Source organism: Chryseobacterium sp. Marseille-Q8038, from assembly GCF_965111995.1.
Map to the genome: position 1 here is coordinate 862040 of NZ_CBCOPN010000001.1, position 23139 is coordinate 885178.

At 35.4% G+C, this 23139-nt stretch carries 26 protein-coding genes; 25 read left to right on the top strand and 1 reads right to left on the bottom strand.

Translation table 11 applies throughout. The annotated features are described in order from the left end of the window. The first annotated feature begins 68 nt into the window (after window positions 1-68). From ACWPWS_RS03995 to ACWPWS_RS04010, 4 genes are all read left to right on the top strand, one after another. A complete protein-coding gene (locus ACWPWS_RS03995) occupies window positions 69-569 on the top strand; it encodes a hypothetical protein (protein ID WP_079241869.1) in 501 nt (166 codons plus the stop codon). A gap of 461 nt (window positions 570-1030) precedes the next feature. After that, window positions 1031-1687 (top strand): outer membrane beta-barrel protein, encoded by a 657-nt coding sequence (locus ACWPWS_RS04000; RefSeq protein WP_105682132.1) that lies wholly within the window; start codon window positions 1031-1033, stop codon window positions 1685-1687. A gap of 71 nt (window positions 1688-1758) precedes the next feature. Beyond that, window positions 1759-2421: an outer membrane beta-barrel protein gene (locus tag ACWPWS_RS04005; RefSeq protein WP_454045582.1), complete on the top strand. Its 663-nt coding sequence runs from the start codon at window positions 1759-1761 to the stop codon at window positions 2419-2421. Window positions 2422-2493: 72 nt separating this feature from the next. Further along, the gene (locus ACWPWS_RS04010; protein WP_209784261.1) at window positions 2494-3156 is read left to right on the top strand and encodes a porin family protein; all 663 of its coding nucleotides are present in this window, start codon (window positions 2494-2496) and stop codon (window positions 3154-3156) included. 69 nt (window positions 3157-3225) lie between these two features. Here the strand turns inward: ACWPWS_RS04010 and ffh are convergent, their stop codons facing one another. After that, a complete protein-coding gene (gene ffh / locus ACWPWS_RS04015) occupies window positions 3226-4587 on the bottom strand; it encodes a signal recognition particle protein (protein WP_309513195.1) in 1362 nt (453 codons plus the stop codon). Window positions 4588-4763: 176 nt separating this feature from the next. On the opposite strand from ffh, the gene ACWPWS_RS04020 reads away from it, so the two are divergent. The 21 genes from ACWPWS_RS04020 to ACWPWS_RS04120 all read left to right on the top strand — a co-directional run bounded on the left by ACWPWS_RS04020 (window position 4764) and on the right by ACWPWS_RS04120 (window position 23112). Continuing rightward, on the top strand, window positions 4764-5135 hold the full coding sequence (locus ACWPWS_RS04020) for a hypothetical protein (protein WP_047374405.1): 372 nt from the start codon (window positions 4764-4766) through the stop codon (window positions 5133-5135). Between the two features lie 59 nt (window positions 5136-5194). Next, window positions 5195-6292, top strand: a complete 1098-nt coding sequence (gene atpB, locus ACWPWS_RS04025; RefSeq protein ID WP_309513194.1) for a F0F1 ATP synthase subunit A — start codon at window positions 5195-5197, stop codon at window positions 6290-6292. Between the two features lie 47 nt (window positions 6293-6339). Then, a complete protein-coding gene (gene atpE / locus ACWPWS_RS04030) occupies window positions 6340-6534 on the top strand; it encodes an ATP synthase F0 subunit C (protein ID WP_002979108.1) in 195 nt (64 codons plus the stop codon). An 82-nt stretch (window positions 6535-6616) separates the two neighbouring features. Beyond that, window positions 6617-7114, top strand: coding sequence for a F0F1 ATP synthase subunit B (locus ACWPWS_RS04035; protein WP_002979110.1), 498 nt, complete (start codon window positions 6617-6619; stop codon window positions 7112-7114). A gap of 2 nt (window positions 7115-7116) precedes the next feature. Next, complete coding sequence (gene atpH / locus ACWPWS_RS04040; protein WP_105682137.1) at window positions 7117-7656, top strand: ATP synthase F1 subunit delta; 540 nt, start codon at window positions 7117-7119, stop codon at window positions 7654-7656. 16 nt (window positions 7657-7672) lie between these two features. Further along, a complete protein-coding gene (atpA, locus tag ACWPWS_RS04045; protein WP_209784263.1) occupies window positions 7673-9250 on the top strand; it encodes a F0F1 ATP synthase subunit alpha in 1578 nt (525 codons plus the stop codon). A 76-nt stretch (window positions 9251-9326) separates the two neighbouring features. Then, window positions 9327-10190 (top strand): ATP synthase F1 subunit gamma, encoded by an 864-nt coding sequence (atpG, locus tag ACWPWS_RS04050; protein ID WP_105682139.1) that lies wholly within the window; start codon window positions 9327-9329, stop codon window positions 10188-10190. Window positions 10191-10454: 264 nt separating this feature from the next. Then, a complete protein-coding gene (locus tag ACWPWS_RS04055; RefSeq protein ID WP_209784264.1) occupies window positions 10455-11813 on the top strand; it encodes a hemolysin family protein in 1359 nt (452 codons plus the stop codon). A gap of 10 nt (window positions 11814-11823) precedes the next feature. Continuing rightward, window positions 11824-12129: an ATP-dependent Clp protease adaptor ClpS gene (locus ACWPWS_RS04060; RefSeq protein ID WP_454045583.1), complete on the top strand. Its 306-nt coding sequence runs from the start codon at window positions 11824-11826 to the stop codon at window positions 12127-12129. Between the two features lie 208 nt (window positions 12130-12337). After that, a complete protein-coding gene (gene udk / locus ACWPWS_RS04065) occupies window positions 12338-12952 on the top strand; it encodes a uridine kinase (RefSeq protein WP_034697618.1) in 615 nt (204 codons plus the stop codon). Between the two features lie 4 nt (window positions 12953-12956). Then, a complete protein-coding gene (locus ACWPWS_RS04070; protein WP_034697620.1) occupies window positions 12957-13313 on the top strand; it encodes an FtsB family cell division protein in 357 nt (118 codons plus the stop codon). Between the two features lie 109 nt (window positions 13314-13422). Continuing rightward, a complete protein-coding gene (locus ACWPWS_RS04075; protein WP_454045584.1) occupies window positions 13423-14586 on the top strand; it encodes a methylmalonyl-CoA mutase family protein in 1164 nt (387 codons plus the stop codon). A 75-nt stretch (window positions 14587-14661) separates the two neighbouring features. Beyond that, window positions 14662-15042 (top strand): GxxExxY protein, encoded by a 381-nt coding sequence (locus ACWPWS_RS04080; RefSeq protein ID WP_454045585.1) that lies wholly within the window; start codon window positions 14662-14664, stop codon window positions 15040-15042. Between the two features lie 33 nt (window positions 15043-15075). Then, entirely contained in the window at window positions 15076-16224 is a 1149-nt protein-coding gene (locus tag ACWPWS_RS04085) for a class I SAM-dependent methyltransferase (RefSeq protein WP_454045586.1), read from the top strand. A 140-nt stretch (window positions 16225-16364) separates the two neighbouring features. Further along, window positions 16365-16637 (top strand): hypothetical protein, encoded by a 273-nt coding sequence (locus ACWPWS_RS04090; protein WP_105682145.1) that lies wholly within the window; start codon window positions 16365-16367, stop codon window positions 16635-16637. 157 nt (window positions 16638-16794) lie between these two features. Then, window positions 16795-18174: a dipeptidase gene (locus ACWPWS_RS04095; RefSeq protein ID WP_454045587.1), complete on the top strand. Its 1380-nt coding sequence runs from the start codon at window positions 16795-16797 to the stop codon at window positions 18172-18174. Between the two features lie 209 nt (window positions 18175-18383). Then, window positions 18384-19304 (top strand): T9SS type A sorting domain-containing protein, encoded by a 921-nt coding sequence (locus ACWPWS_RS04100; RefSeq protein WP_454045588.1) that lies wholly within the window; start codon window positions 18384-18386, stop codon window positions 19302-19304. Between the two features lie 211 nt (window positions 19305-19515). Then, window positions 19516-20439, top strand: coding sequence for a T9SS type A sorting domain-containing protein (locus tag ACWPWS_RS04105; RefSeq protein ID WP_454045589.1), 924 nt, complete (start codon window positions 19516-19518; stop codon window positions 20437-20439). Window positions 20440-20518: 79 nt separating this feature from the next. Beyond that, complete coding sequence (locus ACWPWS_RS04110) at window positions 20519-21226, top strand: SDR family oxidoreductase (RefSeq protein ID WP_454045590.1); 708 nt, start codon at window positions 20519-20521, stop codon at window positions 21224-21226. Between the two features lie 150 nt (window positions 21227-21376). After that, the gene (locus ACWPWS_RS04115) at window positions 21377-22123 is read left to right on the top strand and encodes an electron transfer flavoprotein subunit beta/FixA family protein (protein WP_105682150.1); all 747 of its coding nucleotides are present in this window, start codon (window positions 21377-21379) and stop codon (window positions 22121-22123) included. Between the two features lie 41 nt (window positions 22124-22164). Continuing rightward, window positions 22165-23112, top strand: a complete 948-nt coding sequence (locus tag ACWPWS_RS04120) for an electron transfer flavoprotein subunit alpha/FixB family protein (protein WP_105682151.1) — start codon at window positions 22165-22167, stop codon at window positions 23110-23112. Window positions 23113-23139 lie beyond the last annotated feature (27 nt).

Genomic DNA, 23139 nt, shown 5'->3' on the forward strand with positions numbered 1-23139 from the left:
CATTTAAACTCTCTTTATGATGAAAAATAATTAGTATTTTTGCAGGGTAATTCAAAGCTACTAAAAAAATGAAAAAACTATTATTACTAGGTGCTTTTGCACTTTTAGGAGGTGCTGCTCAAGCGCAGGAAGGTTTTAAAATTGGTGGACACATTGGTGTTCCTGTATCTGATGCAAGTGATGTATCTTCGTTTACATTAGGAGTGGATGCAGCTTATATGTGGAATATTGCTAAAGGTCTTGATCTTGGGGTAACCACAGGATATTCTCATTTCTTCGGAAAAGATCACTTTGATGATTTTGGATTTGTTCCTGTAGCTGTTTCAGGGAAATATAGATTTAAAGGAGCTCCTATCTTTGTAGGATTAGACCTTGGATACGGTATTTCTACAAAAGATGGTGTAGATGGTGGTTTCTATGCACAGCCTAAATTTGGATATCAAATGTCTAAAGGAGAGTTGTACATCGGATATCAATCTATCAGCAACAAGCGTGACCTTCCAGGATGGGGAAGCTATAGCTGGAATGTAGGAGCGGTTAACATTGGTTATAATTTCTTTTTGAAATAAGAAAAGCAATTGCATATGAAAACTCCGGCCGAAGGCCGGAGTTTTTTTTGATAGCTTATATATAGACTGTATGGATTCCTGATCAGGAATTTTTAATAGAGTAGATCTATAACGATTAGAAATAAGGAAAAATAGCCTTAAATAATAAACATTTGTTTAAATTTTAAGAGTTAATAACTTTAAAATTAATGGTTTAGGTTAATTTATTTTAGCATTCTTCCAGAATTCATGGGCTTTTGCAAAAAAACACAAAATTTAAAAAGTCAAATATATTTGTCTCCTGTTGAAAAAAAGTGATTTTTTTATTCATAATCTTGTGAAAAACTTAACAACCTCTCTGAACTAGGATTTATTTTTACAAAACTCTAAATTTTAACAATGATATTAATCACATTAACAAATTTTAATATTAGTGGGGACCACTGTAAATTTGCCCTCAGAAAGTATTAAAATTTTTTAAAATGAAAAAAATATTATTAGCGGGTGCTGTTGCACTTTTCGGTTTATCAAATGCTCAGATTGCTAAAGGAACTACATATTTATCAGGATCTGTTGGTTATTCTCAAGAAGAATCTAACAACGGTAATCTTAAAAAAGAAAACTTCAACGTATTACCTACAGTTGGATATTTCGTAAACACTAACTTAGCAGTTGGATTAGGAATTGGTTACCAAACTGAAAAAAATACAGCAACTACTACTGCAACTTTAGGAAACACTACAGTTGTAAACGAAAGCATCGTTAAAACTCCAGCTTTTGTTGTTGCTCCATTCGTAAGAAAATACTGGACTTTATCTGACAAGTTATATTTCTTCGGACAATTAGCAGTGCCAATGCAGTTTGGAAAAACTGAAACTGAAACTAACTCTGTAGCTACTTCTGGAAATACAGTTGTTACAAACTCTACTTCTACTGAAGCTAAATACACTAAAATCGGTGTTACTGTGAAGCCAGGTTTAGATTATTTCTTAAACAAAAACTGGTCTATCGAGGCTACTATCGGTGAGTTCGGTTATAGCAACTACAAGCCAAAAGATGGTGATGCTACAAACAACTATAACTTCGGATTGAATTTATCTTCTGTAACTTTCGGAGTTAAATATGTATTTGCAAAATAATAAACAAAGCATATAGCAAGAAAGCCCTGAGAAACTCTTAGGGCTTTTTTTTATAGAAAACTAATATAATCATGAAAAGAATCGTATTGATGGGCGCTGTTGCGCTTTTCGGTTTATCAAATGCACAGATTGCAAAAGGAACTTCTTATCTTTCAGGACAGGTAGGATATTATCACAGTGAGAAAAATGAATTCGCAACCAAAAGAAAGGATGATGTGATCAGAATTCTTCCTACGGTGGGTTATTTCGTTAATAACAACTTAGCATTAGGGCTTGGTATAGGCTATAAAAATGCCGTTACAAAATATGAAGTAAGTAGTCCTGGATTCTTTAATACCGTTGAGATTAAAGATACGGATAATGCATTTGTTGTTGCTCCATTCGTGAGAAAATATTGGACTTTATCCGATAAATTATACATCTTTGGACAATTACAGGTTCCGTTGGAGTTTGGAAAGGAAAAAGTGGATTTTAACAGTGAAGGTGATGGTGGAGATCCTATACTTTCCGCTCCATTTGCACAAAAAAATAACTATACGAACATTGGAGTGAATATCAAACCGGGACTGGATTATTTCCTGACGAAAAACTGGTCAATTGAAGCAACAATAGGAGAGTTTGGATACAATACTTACAAAAGAGATATTGACGGAGCAAGAAGAGCTGATGATTACAAATTTGGCATCAGTTTAACTTCCGTGACTTTTGGAGTTAAATATGTATTTGCAAAATAATAGATAAAATATATACATTAGTCCTGAGATAATTGTCTTAGGACTTCTTTATTATAAAACTATTTAATAATCATGAAAAAAATCTTATTAGCGTCTGCAATCGCTTTATTTGCAGGTTTAAACGCGCAAACTACATTCGGGTTAAAAGCAGGCTATGCTTTATCAAAACTGAATACCAGTGAAGGAGACTTTGAGTTTGGCGGAATTGAAGGCGGTATGAAATCTAAATCCGGGTTTTATGTTGGGGGCTTGGTTGAGCATAAATTCAATAACAAGTTTGCTATTCAGGGAGAGCTTGAATATGCCAATCTTGGAGGAAAAGCAGAGGTTTCAATGCCTGGTATTACGGTAACTGAAAAGATGAATCTTAACAGAATTGTAATCCCTGTTTCTGCAAGATATTATGTAACTCCGGAACTCGGTATTTACGCAGGTCCCTATGTAAGTTTTAAGACGAATAATAAAGTGAAGTTTGAAATGAGCGGCCCGAATGCAGGAATGGCGGATCCTTCAGGAATCAGAGAGGGAGAACGTTATGTAGAAAGATATTTGAATGATACTTTAAAATCCACTGATTTCGGTTTATTCTTAGGTGCTGATTACACTATTCATAAAGGATTATTTGTAGATGCACGCTATAGTTTTGGTCTTACCAATATGATCAAAAATCCTGTAGATGGAGAGACTTTAAAAATGAATTTCTTCCAGCTTGGATTAGGATATAAGTTTAAATAAACAGATCATCATAAAAACAAAAAACTCTCAAAATTCCTGAGAGTTTTTTTATGAATGATTTTTTCTTTCTTATTTTCCAAACATTCCACCCATGCCAGGCATATTTGGCATTTTGCTCATCATCTGCATCATTTGCTTTCCTTGTGGTCCCTGCATCATCTTCATCATTTTACCCATCTGCTCGAATTGTTTCATCAGTTGATTCACATCTTCCACTTTTCTTCCGGCACCTTTAGCAATTCTGCCTTTTCTCTGTGTATTGATGATAGAAGGCCTTCTTCTTTCTTCAGGAGTCATAGAATAAATGATGGCTTCAATGTGTTTGAATGCATCATCACTGATTTCTACATCTTTGATGGCTTTTCCTACTCCCGGAATCATTCCCATCAAATCCTTCATATTACCCATCTTCTTGATCTGGTTGATCTGCTTAAGGAAATCATCAAAACCGAATTCGTTTTTAGCGATTTTTTTGTGAAGTTTTTTAGCTTCCTCTTCGTCAAACTGCTCCTGAGCTCTTTCTACCAGGGAAACAACGTCTCCCATTCCCAGGATTCTGTCTGCCATCCTTTCCGGGTAGAAAAGATCTAAAGCTTCCATTTTTTCTCCTGTAGAGATAAATTTGATTGGCTTTTCAACAACAGAACGGATTGTCAATGCAGCTCCTCCTCTTGTATCACCATCTAATTTCGTTAAAACAACTCCGTCAAAGTTCAAAGCATCGTTGAATGCTTTTGCAGTATTCACCGCATCCTGACCAGTCATAGAGTCTACCACGAAAAGAGTTTCCTCCGGCTTAATGAAGTAATGAACAGATTTAATCTCGTTCATCATCTGCTCATCAATTGCTAAACGACCTGCTGTATCCACGATGACAACATCATGGTTATTGGCTTTTGCAAAATTGATTGCATTTTCAGCAATGGTAGACGGATTGTTAGATCCTTCCTCAGTGTAAACAGGAACTTTGATCTGCCCTCCCAACACTTTCAGCTGGTCAATTGCTGCAGGACGGTAAACGTCACATGCTACCAATAAAGGTTTTTTATTTCTTTTTGTCTGTAAATAATTAGCAAGCTTTCCTGAGAAAGTAGTCTTACCAGAACCCTGAAGACCCGCAATAAGGATTACAGTAGGTTTTCCTGAAAGATTAATTCCTTCCTGAGAACCTCCCATCAGGTCTACCAATTCATCATGAACAATTTTTGTCATCAATTGTCCCGGAGTAAGGGAAGTAAGAACGTTTTCTCCTAATGCTTTATCCTGAACTCTTTTTGTAAGATCTTTTGCAACTTTATAGTTAACGTCGGCATCCACCAATGCTCTACGGATCTCCTTAACGGTTTCCGCTACATTGATTTCAGTAATTTTTCCTCTACCGGAAATATTATGTAATGCCTTGTCTAATTTATCCTGTAAACTATTAAACATATTTATTGTAAATTATAGGTTTGCAAAAATAAGGAATTTTTAGCATATCCAAAGTGTTTGAACACGTAATATTATATATATACGTAATATTATTATAGACAAGAAAAATGATAAATATCAAATCATAGTATAATCCGATAGAAAAAGTCTATTTTTGCGATCAATTAAAATATAGAATGAAAATCAATCCCAATATTCTTGTTGTCATTTTATTCTTTCTGACATTCCTGGTACATTTTTCTCTTTGGAAATTTGTTTTTCACCTGGATGAAATTGTGATCATAAAATTTTACCTTTTTCTGAGTGTCATGTTTATGATGATGATTACGCTGATCATCTTAATCAATAGAGTAGCACCGGAATTTTTAGGATTGTCTGTTATTGGTTTGATTCTTTTAAAATTCGGTTTAATGTACTTAATCAGAAAAAAACTGAACTTTGAAGTGATTCCTGGCTATAAATTTCATTTTATTATTCCCTATTTTGTCCTGACAGCACTGCTTACATACTATGCGATCAAGCTGATTAATCATGATAAAAAACAGTAAAATAATTTATTGAAACTAGAAAAAATATCATATTTTTGCACAACGAAAAAAACCTATCAATGTTTAAGAAATTCGCAGTTTTATTCTACAGTATTTTTGTATTAAACTTAGTGTCTGCACAGCACGGTGAGGCTCCTGCTGGGGCAGCTCCTGCTCAAGAGCTTTCAGAGAAAGACAAAGTAAGCAAAGAAAACAAAGAGTTCATCGATCATCACTTGTTGGATGCACATGATTTCACATTGATGGTTGATAAAGAAGGTCATCACATTGGTTTCCCTCTTCCTGTTATTATCTATGATAACGGTTTTCACTCTTTCATGAGTAACAAAGAAGGGTTCATGCACGGAGAGCCTACTGAAGTAGATGGTTCTTTTTATGTATTGCACCATGAGAAAATCTATAAGACTGATGCTGCCGGAACTTTAACACTTGGTGAAGATGGTCATCCTACAAATGTAAAGCCTTTAGATCTTTCTATTACAAAAAGTGTATTGATCATTTTATTAGTGTCAATCTTTATGTTTGTATTATTTGTTGGAATGGCTAAATCTTATAAGAAATCAGCAGTTCCTACAGGTGTTGCAAGATTCTTAGAGCCCCTAATCATCTTTGTAAGAGACGAGGTTGCTATTCCGAACATCGGACATAAATATAAGAGATTTATGGGTTATTTATTAACTGTATTCTTCTTTATTCTTTTCCTTAACGTTCTTGGATTAATGCCTTTCGGAATCAATGTTACAGGTAATATTACCATGACATTCTTCCTTGCTATCCTTACTTATTTGATTACAACGTTCTCAGCAAATAAAGATTACTGGAAACATATCTTCTGGATGCCGGGAGTACCAGTTCCAATGAAGCTGATTATGCTTCCTATTGAATTGTTAGGAACAATCACTAAACCATTCGCTTTGATGATCCGACTTTTTGCCAACATGACGGCAGGTCACATCGTAGTAATGAGTTTGATCGGATTGATCTATGTATTTAAGAATTTTATTGCAGGGGTTGCATTCCCGTTCCTTACATTGGTAATTTATTTACTGGAAGTATTGGTAGCGTTCCTACAGGCTTATATCTTTACGATGTTATCAGCTCTGTTTATCGGAATGGCAGTAGAAGAGCACGAGCACGAACACCATGCTGCTCACTAATTGAAATTATAAATTAAAGTAAAACAAATTTTTTAAAATTATATATTATGGAAATCCCTAAAATTGTAGGTGCTGGTATCGTAGTACTAGGTGTAGGTATCGGTCTTGGTAAAATCGGAGCTGCTGCTCTTGAAGCTATCGCTAGACAACCTGAGCAATCTGGAAAAATCCAAACAGCTATGCTTATCGCAGCTGCACTTGTAGAAGGTGTTGCGTTTGCTGCTCTATTCGCAGTAAACTAATTAAAATCAGACCATTATCTGTGACGGTTGGTTACAGATAATGGTTCTTTAAAAAAGTAATAATTATTTATACATTTATATAATGGAATTAATTCATCAGTTTTCATCAGGATTATTTATTATCCAGTCTGTTATTTTTCTAGCATTATTATTTTTGTTAGGTAAATTCGCTTGGAAACCTATTTTAAAGTCTATCAATGACAGAGAAACATCTATTGTTGACGCTCTTAATCAAGCTAAATTAGCAAGAAAAGAAATGGAAACTTTAAAAGAGGATAACGAAAGAATCATTCGTGAAGCTAAAATCGAAAGAGATGCTATCCTTAAAGAAGCTAGAGAAATTAAAGACAGAATCGTAGGAGAAGCTAAAGATGTTGCTAAAGCTGAAGGAGACAAAATGATCGAAGCTGCTAAACAGACTATCAATGCTGAGAAGAATGCTGCTATGGCAGACATCAAAACTCAAATCGGTACTTTATCTGTAAACATTGCTGAGTCTATTTTGAAACAAAAATTAGACAACAGCGAAGCTCAAAACGAATTAGTTCAAAATTATTTAAACAAATCAAACCTTAACTAAGAATGCTTACATCTAAAGTAGCTAAAAGATACGCACAAGGTTTACTTGATTTTACCAATGAATCAGGTCAAACGGCTACTGTATTTTCTGAAATGAAAGATGTAGTGAAGATCATGAAAGAGTCTGCGGACTTAAATAAATTTTTCATGACTCCTTACATTGATTCAAAAAAGAAAATAGAAGTAGCAAACGAAATTTTCAAAGGTTTATCTGTTTCTTCTCAAAATCTGATCAGATTGGTGATTAAACACGGACGTGAAACCCAATTGAAAAATATCGCTCAGGAATTCATCAACAAAGTTGAAGACCTTAGTGGTGTACAGAGAGTAACACTTACTACAGCAACTCCGCTTTCAAAAGAGAACCTTGACCAGATTTTAAGATCTACAAATCTTGTAAATGCTGATTCAAACTTTGATCTGAAAGTAAATGTGAAGCCTGAAATTCTTGGAGGATATGTTCTAAGAGTAGGTGACCAGCAGGTAGACGCGTCTGTGAAGACAAAATTGAACCAAGTTAAAAAAGATTTCCAATTAAATTAAGAAAAACAACCATACAATGGCAGAAATAAATCCGGCAGAAGTATCTGCGATCTTAAAACAGCAATTGGCCAACTTCGATACTCAATCAAACGTTGAGGAAGTAGGTACAGTTTTAACCATCGGTGATGGTATTGCTCGTGTATACGGGTTAGAAAACGTACAATACGGAGAGTTGGTGAAATTTTCTAGTGATGTAGAAGGTATTGTACTTAACCTTGAAGAAGACAACGTGGGTGTTGCTCTACTTGGTGAAAGTAAATTAGTAAAAGAAGGTGATACAGTAAGAAGAACAAACAGAATCTCTTCTATCAAAGTAGGAGAAGGAATGTTAGGAAGAGTAGTTGATACTCTTGGTAACCCTATCGATGGTAAAGGTCCTATTACTGGGGATTTATACGAAATGCCATTGGAAAGAAAAGCTCCTGGAGTTATCTTCAGACAGCCTGTAACTGAGCCTTTACAATCTGGTATCGTTGCAATTGATGCGATGATTCCTGTAGGAAGAGGTCAGAGAGAGCTTATCATTGGTGACAGACAAACAGGTAAAACTACTGTTGCGATTGATACGATCATCAACCAAAGAGAATTTTTTGATGCAGGTAACCCTGTATATTGTATATATGTTGCAATCGGTCAGAAAGCATCTACCGTTGCACAAATCGTTAAAACACTTTCTGATAAAGGAGCTTTAGCTTATACGGTAATCGTTGCAGCTAACGCATCAGATCCAGTTCCAATGCAGGTATATTCTGCAATGGCAGGAGCTTCTATCGGTGAGTTCTTCAGAGACACTGGTAGACCAGCGCTTATCGTTTATGATGATTTATCTAAACAAGCTGTTGCTTACCGTGAGCTTTCTCTATTATTGAGAAGACCACCGGGCCGTGAAGCTTACCCTGGAGACGTTTTCTATCTTCACTCAAGACTATTGGAAAGAGCAGCAAAAGTAATCGCTGATGATAACATTGCTAAGCAAATGAACGATTTGCCAGAGTCTCTTAGACCAATCGTGAAAGGAGGTGGTTCATTAACTGCCCTTCCAATCATTGAAACTCAGGCGGGTGACGTTTCTGCATATATCCCTACAAACGTAATCTCTATTACAGACGGACAGATCTTCTTGGAGTCTGATCTATTCAACTCAGGGGTTCGTCCTGCAATCAACGTAGGTATCTCTGTATCGAGAGTAGGAGGTAATGCTCAGATCAAATCAATGAAAAAAGTTTCTGGTACTCTTAAATTAGACCAGGCTCAATATAAAGAACTAGAAGCGTTTGCTAAATTCGGTTCTGACCTTGATGCTTCTACTTTAGCAGTGATCTCTAAAGGAGAAAGAAACGTAGAAATCCTTAAGCAGCCGGTAAATGCACCACTTCCTGTAGACAGTCAGGTAGCAATCGTATATGCTGGAACAGAAAACTTAATGAGAAACGTTCCTATCAGAAAAATCAAAGAATTCCAAAACGAATATATCGAGTTCCTAAGATCTAAGCACCCTGATACAATGGCTGCTATTAAGGCTGGAAAAATCGATAACGATATTACAAGTGTTCTTAAGCAGGCTGCTAATGATTTAGCTTCTAAATACAACTAAAAAATTCAATGTTTAAGGTTTAAAATATAATGTTTTAAGCCTTAAACTTTAGACCTTAAACTTTGAACCCAAATTAATGGCAAACTTAAAAGAAATACGAGGCAGAATTACGTCAATTTCATCTACGATGCAGATTACCCGTGCTATGAAAATGGTTTCCGCTGCGAAACTTAAAAAAGCACAGGATGCAATTGTAATGCTAAGACCATATTCTGAAAAATTACAGGAACTTATCCAGAATGTAAATTCTAGTTCAGATCCTGATCAGATTTCTGTATATGCTCAGAAAAGAGAGGTTAAAAGAATACTTTTCATCGCTGTTACTTCAAACAGAGGTCTTGCGGGAGCTTTTAACTCTTCAATTGTAAAAGAGCTTAATCTTCAGTTCCAGAACAAGTCTCAATATGAGATCGAAGTTCTTCCTGTAGGTAAAAAAGCATTTGATGCTGTAAGAAGAAACCGTTCAGTATATGCTAATGGAAGCTCTGTTTATGATAACCTGAACTTTGATGCTGTTGCTCATATCACTGAAGGTGTAATGACAAGTTTCAGAGAAGGTAAATTTGACGAAGTATATGTTATTTATAATAAATTCGTTAATGCAGCGACTCAGGAAGTAACAACAGAACAACTTCTTCCCATCTCAATGCCTGAGAATACAGAGCCACAGGTAGAAACAGATTATATCTTTGAACCGAACAGAGCTGAGATTTTGGATAACTTGATTCCAAAGTCTATCAAAACGCAGGTTTTCAAATCAATCCTTGATTCAGTAGCATCTGAGCACGGAGCGAGAATGACAGCAATGCACAAAGCAACAGATAATGCAGAAGCTTTGAGAAATGATCTTAAGATTTTCTATAACAAAGCAAGACAGGCAGCAATTACCAACGAAATCCTGGAAATTGTTTCTGGAGCAGAAGCTTTGAAAAATTCATAAAGAATTATTTTAACATACCATTAAAGCACCGAATTTATCGGTGCTTTTTATTTATACAAGGGTAAAACCGCTGTTCGTTGCCCAAAATTCTCTTTTGTATAGAAATTTGAGAATACCCTTCGGTTATTTTTTTTATTCAAAAATAGCCATGTCTTATCCCTTCATTTTTTTCTTTGAAAAAATCCTCCATTGAAATAATCTATCCCGATTCAGGTTATTTTTATTTTGCATATCTTTGTAGCTAATAAAATTTACAACTTCTAAATGGACTCGGACATAGTCAGGCTTTTGCTGGCCTTATTTCTTGTTTTACTAAATGGCTTTTTCGTAGCCGCAGAATTTTCAATTGTTAAAGTTCGTTACTCACAAATTCAGTTAAAAGCCGCAGAAGGGAACTCTATGGCTAAACAGGCAGAACATATCATCAAACATCTTGATGAATATCTTTCCGCTACACAGTTAGGTATTACATTGGCATCCCTTGCCCTTGGTTGGGTAGGAGAAAGTGCCCTGCATCATATTGTTGAAAATATTTTCACCTCTTTGAGCATTGATTTGACTCAGACCACAATTACCACAATTTCTGTGGTTACAAGCTTTGTGCTGATTACCATTATGCATATTGTATTTGGTGAGCTTATTCCAAAATCAATCGCAATCAGAAAATCTGAAGCAACTACAATGGCAACAGCAGTTCCGTTGAGAGTTTTTTACACGGTTTTCAAACCGTTTATCTGGTTGATGAACTCAATGTCAAACGGATTCCTTAGATTGGTTAAAATTCACCCGGCTTCCGAGCAGGAAATTCACTCTACGGAAGAACTTCAGCTTTTGGTAAAACAAAGTGCTGATAGTGGAGAAATTGAGGAGGAAAACTATGAGATCATCAAAAATGCATTTGATTTTACCGATCACTCTGCCAAGCAGATCATGGTTCCAAGACAAAATATTACTTCCATAGACTTTGAAGAAGATGTTAACGATATCATCAATAAAATTATGGACAGCGGTTATTCCCGTATTCCTGTTTATATTGATTCTATTGACAACATAATCGGAATTTTCTACACAAAGGAAATTATAAGAGAATTTGTGAAGAGAAAAGGAGATCTGGATCATGAAGACCTTAAAGATCTAATGCGTGATGCCTTTTTCGTAGTAGAAAGTAAAAAAGTTTCAGACTTACTGAAAACGTTCCAGTTGAAAAAACAACATATCGCCATCGTTATTGACGAATTTGGAGGGACAGAAGGAATTATTACCCTGGAAGATATTCTGGAAGAACTGGTAGGAGAAATTCAGGATGAAGAAGATGATGAAGAGAAAATCGTTGATAAAATAGCAGATAATACCTATTGGGTACAGGCTACACAGCCACTGGACGAAATCAATGAGTTCTTACCTAAAAAACTTCCTCTTTCCGAAGAAAGTGAGTACAACTCATTAGCCGGATTTATCCTTTATGAACTGGAAGAAATTCCTGAAGAAAACCAGGAGTTTGTTCTTGAGGACTATCACTTTAAAATTCTGAAAATGAATAATAAAAGTGTAGAATTGGTAGAACTGGTTTATCAGGAACCTAATGCAATTGATCATTTAGCAGATAAAATCGGAGAAGTTTAAAAGAGTTAGAATGAATTTTTACAACAGCATAAAAGACTATGAAAATCCAAAACGTCAGTATGAGGAAGAAGTCCTCGTTCTGGATGATACGGATGATGTATATAAACTGGTACTGCATAATGATGATATTCATACATTTGATTATGTAATAGACTGCCTGATCGAAATCTGTAAACATAGCCTTGAACAGGCAGAGCAATGTACAATACTTGTTCACTACAAAGGCAAATGTACCGTAAAAACAGGCTCAATGGATGTGTTGAAGCCTATGCATGAAAAATTAATTTCGCGCGAATTAACAAGCGAAATCTTATAAAATAAAATCCGACAAATTATTGTCGGATTTTTTTATTAAATCCGGAGGCGAAAATCGAGGAATAACAATAGATCACAAAGAACCGTCGCATTCCGGGAAATCTTTTAATCTTTAAATGCTTTAATCTTTTAATTTCTCAATATTCTTACATTGTCATATTTTATCTAAAATAGTATATTTGTACCAACTATAAAGAAACAAAAAAACAATGCTTGTAATAGGAATTGCCGGTGGTACAGGATCCGGCAAAACTACAGTTGTTGATAAGATACTTCAGCAGCTTGATATTGAGGGAATGAATATCCTCTCTCAGGATAATTATTATCACGACAACCAGGGTCTTACATTGACGGAAAGAGAAGCTCTAAACTATGACCATCCGAAATCTATAGACTTTGACTTACTGATAAAACATGTAAAAGCTTTAAAAAACAATGAGTCTATTGAACAGCCGATTTATAGCTTTGTTACACATTCCAGAACAGGAGATCATGTCACTGTAGAACCTAAAAATGTATTGGTAGTAGAAGGAATTCTTGTTCTTACCAACAAAGAATTACTGAAAGAATTTGATCTGAAAGTATTTGTTCATGCAGATTCTGACGAAAGACTGATCAGGAGGATCAGAAGAGATACTCAGGAAAGAGGAAGAGATCTGAGCGAAGTATTACACCGTTACCAGACCACATTGAAACCAATGCACCAGGAATTCATTGAACCTTCTAAAAATGATGCGGATCTTATTATTCCCAACATGAAGCAGAATTCCGTAGCGATTGATTTTTTAACTACTGTTATTAAAAATTCGTTGAAAAAACATTAAAAAAATGGAAGAAAACAACCTTATCAAAGACATTCAGCCGAAATCTGAAACATTCAAACTTATCCAGAAATATGTTTTGAATAAGTATACCATTACGATCTGTCTGTTTTTGGTATGGATGATTTTTTTCGATAAAACCTCATTTCTTGTAATTAATGAACTGAATGGTGAGATTCATAAATATGAAGACCAGCTGGACTATTATAAAAAAGAATATGAGAAAAATGATGCTTTTTATAAAAAACTGATGAACAACAAATCAGAAAAAGAAAAGTACGCAAGAGAAAATTATTTTATGAAAAAACCAAATGAAGAGATCTTTATTCTGGTAGTAGACAGCACAAAAGTTGCTAAGAAATAAGAGCATGCTAAGCGTCAATAATGAATAGGTAATTCAGCTTGTTTTGATAGTACTATTCACTTGTGAAACAAAATTCACCATTGACAATTCACAATTTAAACTAAAACTAATGTCAAATACAGATATACTTTCAAACTGGGAAAATCTAGTGAAAAAACAGCTTAAAACAGAGGATATTTACCTTGTTTTAGAAAAACAGAATCTGGAAGGAGTAGAGGTAAAGCCTTTTTATACGGAGGTTCAGAAGCCTTTGGTAAACCTGCCCAGAGTGGAAGAAAGTACCCATTTGGTAGCAAAATACCATGAAAGTTTAGAAGATGAAGTATTTGCATTTATTCTCGATCAGAATGTAGAAAACCTTGATCAGAAGACTCTTTTTGTTAATAATAAAGATCTTGCAGGACACATCAGTCCTAAAGAAGAAGATCAGTATTTTTCATTGATTGATGTTTTTAATGAAAAAGAAGGAAGTATTGATGATCAGCTGGTTAAAGAATTACTGTCAAAAGACTTTAAAAGAAACATCTGTGTTGATATTTCCCTGCATCAGAATGCCGGAGCTGCTATCTATCAGCAGCTTGGTATTGCCCTGGCAAAAGCTAAGGAATTAGTGGAAGCTTACGGAGCTGAAATTTTAAATAAACTGATCTTCAGAATAGCAGTAGGAGGAAGCTATTTCTTTGAAATGGCCAAACTGAGAGCTTTTAAAATCATTTTTAATCAGTTTTCAAAAGAGTACGGACTGGATGAAGTTCCTTACATCTTCGCGGAGACTTCGCTGAGAAATAAAGCCGTTTCTGATAATGAAAATAACCTGATCCGCTCTACACTGGAGCTTGCTTCTGCAATGATCGGTGGGGCAGATGCTGTTTTCTCCAATAATTATCTTGTAGCCAGAAGTACGGATAACTCGGAGGAAATCTCTTTCAAGCAACAGATTGTTTTAGCTTATGAAAGTATTATCAATGTATTTGAAGACGCTTCTAATGGAAGTTATTATGTTGAAGATATTACCCGGCAGTTTGCTGAAAAAGCATGGGCTTTATTTGTTGAAATAGAAGAAGCAGGAGGCTATCTTGAGCTGTTGAAACAGGGAGTTGTTCAGAAAAAGATTTATGATCACGCCATTGAAGAGCAGCAATGGATTGAAGAAGGAAAAATAAAGCTGATTGGAGTCAATTTATACCCTAAATTAGACGTTAAAAAGTCTATTGCAGATCTGTACAACGAAAAAGAGATAAAAGCGGTTCGTTGGGCTGAAATGTTTGAATAAACTGTATTGTTCCCTCAGATTTCTCAGATGACACAGATTTTTACAGGTGAACTGTAGAAACTAAATTATACACAAATGAATGAAAATGAGATAAGTTTTTATATCAGAAAATCTATTTTTTCTGTATATAATGAGTTGGGACCAGGTTTATTGGAAAAAGTTTATGAGAAAGTCTTGGCACTAGAATTAAAAAATAACGGTTTATGCGTTAAAACCCAAGTTCCAATTCCCATAACATTTAAAGGAATTTGTATTGACTCAAGCTTTATTGCGGATATCATTGTTGAAGACAAAGTGATCATCGAAATAAAATCAATTCCTGAAATAATTAATGTTCATCACAAGCAACTGTTAACTTATTTAAAATTAACCAAACTGAAATTAGGAATACTAGTTAATTTCAATACTGATTATATTGATAAAAGTATTATTCGAAAAATAAACGGAAACATTTAATAAGCATTATAATCCGTGCAATTTGTGAAATCTGTGGGAAATAAACTATCAAATAAAGAAATCCAAAACTACATCAATGCAAATCTGAATACAGATTTACATACATTACTGTTGAAAAAATCTCCATTTCCGGAGGTTTCCATGCATGAAATTGTACAGCAGATCAAAGGAAAACAGGTTGCAGAAAGAAAATTTCCATTTCTCTTAAAAGAAGGTATTCTTTTTCCGCCACAGCTTAATCTGGAGCAGTCGTCATCTGAAAAAACAGCCCTTTATAAATCCGGAATTTTAAAAGGTAATACATTCATTGACCTGACGAGCGGTTTTGGTATTGATGCCTATTATCTATCTCAAAACTTTAACGATGTTACATTAATAGAGCAAAATACAGAGCTCCTGGAGATTGTCACCCATAATTGGAATACTTTGGGTCGCCAGGCAAGATTCGTTAATAAAAAACTCGAAGATTTTCTGGAGGAAAATAAGGAACATTTTGATGTTATCTATCTGGATCCGGCAAGAAGAGACCAGCAAAAAAATAAAGTATTTCTGTTAGAAGATTTGTCTCCGGACATTCTTGAGATTCAGACGAAATTAAGGTCTATTTCCGATCAGGTAGTGATTAAGCTATCTCCGCTTATTGATCTTAAATATCTGGTTTCAGTATTAGATGGGATTTCAAGGATTGATATTATTGCCCTGAAAAATGATGTTAAAGAAGTTGTTATTTTTTTATCCAACGAAAATACGGATGAGATTATCTGCAGCTGTGTGAACCTTGAGAGTGGCGAATCTGCCTTTGCTTTCAGATTTGGGGAAGAAGAAAATGCCGAGTCTGAATATTCTGAGCCTGAAAAATACATTTACATTCCCAATAACTCTATTTTGAAAGCAGGAGTTTTTAATTTGATTTCACAGAAATTCGGTTTAAAAAAGCTTCATCCTAACAGTCATTTTTATACCTCCAATGAAAATAAAGGAGACTTTCCCGGGAGAATTCTGGAAGTGGAACTCGTTGACTCTAAAAATATTAAGAAAAAAGAACAGTATAATATCATTTCAAAAAATTACCCTCTAAAACCTGAAGAAATCAAAAAGAAATATGGTTTAAAAGACGGAGGCGACCAGTATCTTATTTTTACCCAATCCAAAAAAGGGAAAATAATATTAAAATCAGTATAAAAATGTTGCCGAAAAAAGCAGGATTTCTTACTTTTGGGCAATCAAAAATTTAAGCATGAAATCGCTTACTGTTTGGATGATCGGAATAGACTAAAAATAGGGCGGCTTCATATTACCTTTTAAAAAAAATAATTTTACATATGAAAAAATTAGTTATATGTTTAGCGATTGCAACGGTTGCGGTAAGCTGTAAGAAAGTTCCGCAAGGAGGAAACAAAGGTACTTTGAAACTTGAAGAAGGAGTAGAAAGATATTCTGATGATTCTCAGGGAGAAGCTCACGGACATGAAGCTGCTGCTACAGAGCACAAGGAAGAAGCTCACGCAAAACCAGAAGCTGCTGCTCCAAAAACAGACAGTACTGCGGCGGCAAAACCTGCTGAAGCTGAAAAGGCTCCAAAAGCTGAACACTAATTAGAAGTACAAAATATATAAGTGCCCTGTTTCTGCAGGGCATTTTTTATTAAAAAAGATCGCTATAGAGCTCATTAGCATAACATTGGGAAAATCCTTTCTTTTTGTTTGCCCCTGCCAGGCATTTTTTTTAATTTTAACAAAATAAATTTTTACAATGCAAGAGACATTAAATTACATTAACGAAAACAAACAGCGTTTCGTGGATGAATTATTTGAGTTATTGAGAATTCCTTCTATTTCTGCAGATCCCGCGTATAAAGAAGACGTTTTGAAATGTGCAGATGTAGTGGCAGCACACCTTAAAAATGCAGGCGCTGATAATGTTGAAGTTTGCCAGACCAAAGGATATCCAATTGTTTTCGGGGAGAAAATTTTAGATAAAAACTTACCTACAGTATTGGTATATGGACACTATGATGTTCAGCCGGCAGATCCGTTGGAATTATGGACAAAGCCGCCTTTTGAGCCTTATATTGAGAAAACGGAACTTCATCCTGAAGGAGCAATCTTCGCAAGAGGGTCTGCTGATGATAAAGGACAGTTTTTCATGCACCTGAAGGCTTTTGAGGCTATGATGAAAACCAATGCTCTTCCTTGCAATGTTAAATTTATCTTAGAAGGAGAAGAAGAAGTAGGATCTGTAAGCTTAGGAGACTGGGTAAATGAAAATAAAGAGAAATTAGCTTGTGATTGTATCTTAATTTCCGATACTCATATCTACAGTAACGAACAACCTACTGTTACAACAGGATTAAGAGGTTTAAGCTATGTGGAAGTAGAGGTGGAAGGTCCAAACAGAGACCTACACTCAGGACTTTATGGTGGAGCTGTGCCGAACCCTATTCACGTTCTTTCAAGAATGATCGCAAATCTGATTGACGAAAACGGTCATATTACCATTGACGGATTCTATGATAATGTAGAAACCGTTTCTGATGCAGAAAGAGCAGACATGAACAAATTGAAAGACAATCCTGAAGAATTCAAAAAATCAATCGGATTAAGCAATATCGAAGGTGAAAAAGGATATACAACTTTAGAAAGAACCTCTATTCGTCCTACATTAGACTGCAACGGAATCTGGGGTGGTTATACAGGAGAAGGGGCTAAAACGGTAATTCCTTCAAAAGCTTTTGCTAAAATTTCAATGCGTCTGGTTCCTTACCAGACTCCTCAGGAGATCACAGAAAAATTCACGAAATATTTCGAAAAGATTGCTCCGGATACAGTAAAAATTAAAGTTACCCCTCACCACGGAGGTATGCCTTATGTTTTACCAACAGATACAAAAGAATTTGCTGCAGCAAAACAGGCAATGGAATCAGCATTCGGAAAAGAAGTTCTTCCATACAGAGGAGGAGGAAGTATTCCTATTACAGCTATGTTTGAGCAGGTTTTAGGAGCTAAGTCCGTATTAATGGGCTTCGGGTTGGATTCTGATGCAATCCACTCTCCAAACGAGCATTACGGATTATTCAATTTCTATAAAGGAATTGAGAGTATCCCGATGTTCTTTGAAAATTATTCAAAATAATTCAACGAAAATAATAGACGATAAGGTATTTCTGCAAAAGAGATACCTTATTTTTTTGTTTTATATCGTACCATTGTCATTTTTCAGAAGGCTTTTTAAACAATTTTAAAATTAAATTCACTGAAAATAAAAGTGTTATTTTTTATTTGCAATAAATTATTTCACCATTCATGGAAAGTTTATATTTTTAATACAAAACTTGATTTACCATGAAAAAATACTACTCAATTGCATTTTTACTATTATCAATGTGTGTTTTTGCCCAGCAAGCCATCTCCTTTGAATCCACCGAAGGATTCAGTGTTGGAGATATCAATGGACAAGCGGGGTGGATCAGTACGCCTACAGGTGGATTTCCTGAAAATGTAACCCATCAGATGATCAGTACAGATAAAGCCAGTGATGGAAGCAGTGCCCTGAAAATTGTAAAAGAAAATACTTACGGAACCCAGACTGACCCTGTTATCGGAGGATTTTATAACCTGTCAGCACCGCTGGCCAACACTAATTTCTCTGTATCATTCGACATCAATATATCACAGCTCAACGGCTCTGATTTTGGTTTTCAGGCAATAAACAGTATTGATGATCAGTTTGTTGTGAGACTGGATTTTGAAAAAACCGGATTAGTGAAGATTCTTAATTTAGCCTCTGGTATACAGGAACTTATTTCTACACCTTCCACCTGGCTGCCCAATACCTGGTATCGGTTAAAAGTAGTAGGAAGCGCCACAGAGATCAGATATTACCTCAATAATGTGCTGATCTATACAGGAACAGCTGCAAGCTCTCTGAATATAAATCAGCTTCGTTTCGTACATAATAATTCATTGGGATCAGCTTACATCGATAATATTAAAATTAATAGCGAGCTATGGGTAATGAGTGTTAAAGACTCCAAAGCAACTTCTAAAGAAATATCGCTTTATCCTAATCCTGCTACTGATTTTATTACTGTTAATTCTGCTGCCAAAGTGAAAAATATACAGCTCTATGACGAGACAGGAAAGCTCATAAAGACAGAAGTAAACAATAATAAAATAGAGGTAAAAGGGTTACCTGCAGGAGTATATATGGTCAATATAAAAACGGAAGCTAGAAATTTTACTGAAAAAGTGATCATCAGATAAATTATTTTATTCATTGTAAAACTTGTGTTTTTTTTAGTCTGCTGCTGTAGGTAAGGATGAATTTTTGGGAATACTGCTTTTCTTTAGATTTAATATCTTTATTTAATTTGGTTAAAATATATTATGTTAATTAGTTAATATGTGTAAAATATTAACTCATTTTGCTTTTTAGGTTTAAAACGTATATATTTGCTCAAACTAAAAAAATATCATGAAGAAACTTTACATTTTCGCAATTTCGTTGATTTCCTTATCATCTTTCGCTCAGCAGACCATCTCTTTTGAAGCCAGTGAAGGATTTACAACAGGAAATATTAATGGCCAGCAGGGTTGGATTTCTACAAGTAATGGGGCTACGCCGCCAGTATATTTGACCACTCAATTGGTTTCAGCTGAAATGGCAACTCAAGGTTCAAACAGTCTTAAAATAACACCAGATGTGCCTTATGGGCCGCAGCAAAGCCCTGTTATGGGTGGGTTTTATACTTTTGCAACACCGCTAACATATAATAGCTTCACACAGTCATTCGATGTAAGACTTACGCAAAAAAGTACATCAAGCTCAGATTTCGTTTTTAGAACAGTGAGTACAACAGGAGCGGGAGGAATCGTTACTTATATTGATTTTTCTTACGATGGTACAATTTTACTTGCAACAGCCGGTTCAAATAATTTAGTAAATACCAATCAAACCTGGAATGCCAATACGTGGTACAGAGTAAAAATAGTTTCTACGGCTACAGGAATTCAGTATTTCCTAAATGATGCTCTGATCTACACCGGACAGCCGTTCAGTAACAATAATATCAACAGGATGGATTTTGTGCATGATAATTATGGAGGCTCTGCCTATATCGATAATATCAAAATCAATAATGAAGCGGCATTGTCTACAAAAGATGCGGTAAAGAATGATGTGAAACTATCTATTTATCCAAACCCGGCTACCGAAGTGATAAAAATCACAACGCCTAACAAAATCAAGCACGTCGAAGTATATGATATGTCAGGAAAAAGAGTAGATGTAACCCTGAACGGAGATCAGGTAAATGTAAGAAACCTATCTTCCGGAGCTTATTTACTGAATGTGGAAACGGAAGGAAGAAACTTTACAGAGAAATTTATAAAAAAATAAATCCTGATAAATCTTAGGATCAGCAAAACGCTCCAATTGGAGCGTTTTTGTTATTTTAGAGCATTAAAATTTCAATCATATGTCAGATCATAAAACCGCTTATATCACAGGAGGAACCAAAGGGATAGGTTTCGGAATTGCGAAAATTTTACTAGAGAATGGGATTTCTGTAGCATTTTCTGGAAGAAAAAGAGAAGATGTCATGAAGGCAGAAGCAGAGCTTAAACAATATTCAGAAAACGTATTGGGAATTGTTTCCGATGTAAGAAACCTTGAAAGCGAGCAGGAAGCGATAAAATGTACCGTTGAAAAATTCGGAAGATTAGATTATATCATTGCGAATGCAGGATTAGGGATTTTTAAGCCTGTAGATGAACTTACTGCTGAAGAATGGAATGATATGATAGAAACAAATCTGACAGGTGTTTTTTATACGTTAAAAGCCTCCGTAGAAGAACTGAAAAAGACGGAAGGTTACTATATTACAATTTCCAGCCTGGCAGGAGCTAATTTCTTTGAAAACGGAACAGGTTACAACGCTTCCAAATTTGGAGTGGTAGGTTTCACACAGGCTGCCATGATTGATTTAAGAAAATACAATATTAAATCTACGGTGATTATGCCTGGATCGGTGGCCACTCATTTTAATGGAAATATTCCATCCGAAAAAGACAGCTGGAAGATTCAGCCGGAAGATATGGGGAATCTTATATTGGATATTTTAAAGATGAATCGAAGAGTTTTACCAAGTAAAATAGAGTTTAGGGCAACCAAACCAGCTAAGTAACTACATCTAATGTATTGAATAATAATTTAATAAGTATTATGCATGCATAATATATTTTTTATTTATATTAGCAAAAATTAATTCAAACAAAATCTCTGCATAAACCGTCATGATTTTATGCATTAAAAGGGAAAAAATAAAATAGTACACATGAAAATATTAGTTTGTATTAGTAGTGTTCCGGATACTACTTCCAAAATTAACTTTACAGCAGATAAATCTGCTTTCGACAAGAACGGAATTCAGTGGGTAATCAACCCTCTAGATGAATTTGCGTTGACAAAAGCGGTTAAACTTCAGGAATCTCAGGGAGCAACAGTTACAGTAATCAACGTAGGTGATGCTGCTACAGAACCTGTAATCAGAAAAGCTTTAGCTATTGGTGCTAACGATGCAGTAAGAGTAAATCTTGATCCGAAAGATAGCTATGCTACAGCAAAAGAAATTGCAGCAGTAGCGCAAAACGGAGGATATGATCTTATCCTTTGTGGAAAAGAATCTATTGATTATAACGGAGGTTCAGTTCCGGGAATGGTGGCTCAGTTATTGAACCAGCCTTTCGTAAATGCTTCAGTAGGATTAGACGTAAGCGGAAGCGAAGCTACTGCAGTAAGAGAAATTGAAGGAGGTAAAGAAACTATTTCTGTAAAATTACCGGCAGTTATTGCAGGTCAGAAAGGATTAGTAGATGAAAAAGACCTTATCATCCCGAATATGAGAGGAATTATGTCTGCAAGAACAAAACCTCTGCAGGTAGTAGAGCCTTCTTCTTCAGAAGTAAAAGTTCAGGGAGTATCTTATGACAGCGTTCCTCCAAGAGCTGCTGTGAAAATGGTTTCTCCTGACAACCTGGATGAATTGGTAAGATTACTTCATGAAGAAGCTAAAGTAATCTAATCTTTAAATTTTTCAATCTTTTAATTTTTAAATTTAAAACAATGGCAGTATTCGTATACGCAGAAAATATAAACGGAGTTTACAAAAAAGCAGCTTTTGAAGCAGTTTCTTACGCTAAAGCTATCGCTGATAAAGCGGGAGATACCGTTACGGCAATCTCTGTAAACCCAACAGATTCTTCAGATTTATTATACAAATATGGAGCATCAAACGTTATCAATATCAAAGACGAAGGTCTTAAAAACTTCTCTGCAAAAGCATTTGCTCAGGCTGTAAATGAAGTAGCAGACGGAAATACTATTGTTTTCCCTCACACTACTGATGCTTCTTCAATTGCTCCTATGCTTGCTGTAATGAAGAATTACTCTTTAATTACAAACGCATTGGAGGCGCCTGAAAGCCTTTCTCCTTTCCAGGTAAAGAGAAGAGCATTCTCAGGAAAAGGTTTCATGCATGCAAAAGCTGAAGGAAACGGAGTAATTGTTACGGTTTCTCAAAACGCTTTTGGTGTTAAAGAAAATGCAGTATCAGGTTCAGAAGAAGTGAAAAATTTATCGGTTGCGAATGAAGATACTAAAGTGATTTCTCACGAGCAAAGTTCAGGTAAACTAGACCTTAAAGAAGCTGAAGTTGTTGTTTCTGCTGGTAGAGGGATGAAAGGTCCTGAAAACTGGGGAATGATCGAAGATTTAGCAAACGTTTTAGGAGCTGCTACAGCATGTTCTAAGCCGGTTTCTGATATCGGATGGAGACCTCACACAGAGCACGTAGGACAAACTGGTAAAGCAATTGCACCCAACCTTTACATAGCTGTAGGAATTTCAGGAGCAATTCAGCACCTTGCTGGAGTAAACTCTTCAAAAACGATTGTTGTTATCAACAGTGATCCTGAAGCACCATTCTTCAAGTCTGCTGATTACGGAGTAGTAGGAGATGCTTTCCAGATTATTCCTGCATTAACAGAGAAAATTAAAGCAATAAAAGGATAAGAAAGTGAATTGTGAATAGTCAATTCG

Excerpts from the sequence above, each read along its gene's own strand:
- ACWPWS_RS04105 (WP_454045589.1), top strand. The coding sequence starts at position 19,516 with ATGAAGAAACTTTACATTTTCGCAATTTCGTTGATTTCCTTATCATCT.
- ACWPWS_RS04120 (WP_105682151.1), top strand. The coding sequence starts at position 22,165 with ATGGCAGTATTCGTATACGCAGAAAATATAAACGGAGTTTACAAAAAA.
- ffh (WP_309513195.1), bottom strand. The coding sequence starts at position 4,587 with ATGTTTAATAGTTTACAGGATAAATTAGACAAGGCATTACATAATATT.
- ACWPWS_RS04000 (WP_105682132.1), top strand. The coding sequence starts at position 1,031 with ATGAAAAAAATATTATTAGCGGGTGCTGTTGCACTTTTCGGTTTATCA.
- ACWPWS_RS04080 (WP_454045585.1), top strand. The coding sequence starts at position 14,662 with ATGAATGAAAATGAGATAAGTTTTTATATCAGAAAATCTATTTTTTCT.
- ACWPWS_RS04010 (WP_209784261.1), top strand. The coding sequence starts at position 2,494 with ATGAAAAAAATCTTATTAGCGTCTGCAATCGCTTTATTTGCAGGTTTA.
- udk (WP_034697618.1), top strand. The coding sequence starts at position 12,338 with ATGCTTGTAATAGGAATTGCCGGTGGTACAGGATCCGGCAAAACTACA.
- atpH (WP_105682137.1), top strand. The coding sequence starts at position 7,117 with ATGCTTACATCTAAAGTAGCTAAAAGATACGCACAAGGTTTACTTGAT.
- ACWPWS_RS04020 (WP_047374405.1), top strand. The coding sequence starts at position 4,764 with ATGAAAATCAATCCCAATATTCTTGTTGTCATTTTATTCTTTCTGACA.
- ACWPWS_RS04060 (WP_454045583.1), top strand. The coding sequence starts at position 11,824 with ATGAATTTTTACAACAGCATAAAAGACTATGAAAATCCAAAACGTCAG.
- atpB (WP_309513194.1), top strand. The coding sequence starts at position 5,195 with ATGTTTAAGAAATTCGCAGTTTTATTCTACAGTATTTTTGTATTAAAC.
- ACWPWS_RS04035 (WP_002979110.1), top strand. The coding sequence starts at position 6,617 with ATGGAATTAATTCATCAGTTTTCATCAGGATTATTTATTATCCAGTCT.
- ACWPWS_RS04070 (WP_034697620.1), top strand. The coding sequence starts at position 12,957 with ATGGAAGAAAACAACCTTATCAAAGACATTCAGCCGAAATCTGAAACA.
- ACWPWS_RS04055 (WP_209784264.1), top strand. The coding sequence starts at position 10,455 with ATGGACTCGGACATAGTCAGGCTTTTGCTGGCCTTATTTCTTGTTTTA.
- ACWPWS_RS03995 (WP_079241869.1), top strand. The coding sequence starts at position 69 with ATGAAAAAACTATTATTACTAGGTGCTTTTGCACTTTTAGGAGGTGCT.
- ACWPWS_RS04090 (WP_105682145.1), top strand. The coding sequence starts at position 16,365 with ATGAAAAAATTAGTTATATGTTTAGCGATTGCAACGGTTGCGGTAAGC.
- ACWPWS_RS04110 (WP_454045590.1), top strand. The coding sequence starts at position 20,519 with ATGTCAGATCATAAAACCGCTTATATCACAGGAGGAACCAAAGGGATA.
- ACWPWS_RS04100 (WP_454045588.1), top strand. The coding sequence starts at position 18,384 with ATGAAAAAATACTACTCAATTGCATTTTTACTATTATCAATGTGTGTT.
- ACWPWS_RS04005 (WP_454045582.1), top strand. The coding sequence starts at position 1,759 with ATGAAAAGAATCGTATTGATGGGCGCTGTTGCGCTTTTCGGTTTATCA.
- atpA (WP_209784263.1), top strand. The coding sequence starts at position 7,673 with ATGGCAGAAATAAATCCGGCAGAAGTATCTGCGATCTTAAAACAGCAA.
- ACWPWS_RS04075 (WP_454045584.1), top strand. The coding sequence starts at position 13,423 with ATGTCAAATACAGATATACTTTCAAACTGGGAAAATCTAGTGAAAAAA.
- atpE (WP_002979108.1), top strand. The coding sequence starts at position 6,340 with ATGGAAATCCCTAAAATTGTAGGTGCTGGTATCGTAGTACTAGGTGTA.
- ACWPWS_RS04095 (WP_454045587.1), top strand. The coding sequence starts at position 16,795 with ATGCAAGAGACATTAAATTACATTAACGAAAACAAACAGCGTTTCGTG.
- atpG (WP_105682139.1), top strand. The coding sequence starts at position 9,327 with ATGGCAAACTTAAAAGAAATACGAGGCAGAATTACGTCAATTTCATCT.
- ACWPWS_RS04115 (WP_105682150.1), top strand. The coding sequence starts at position 21,377 with ATGAAAATATTAGTTTGTATTAGTAGTGTTCCGGATACTACTTCCAAA.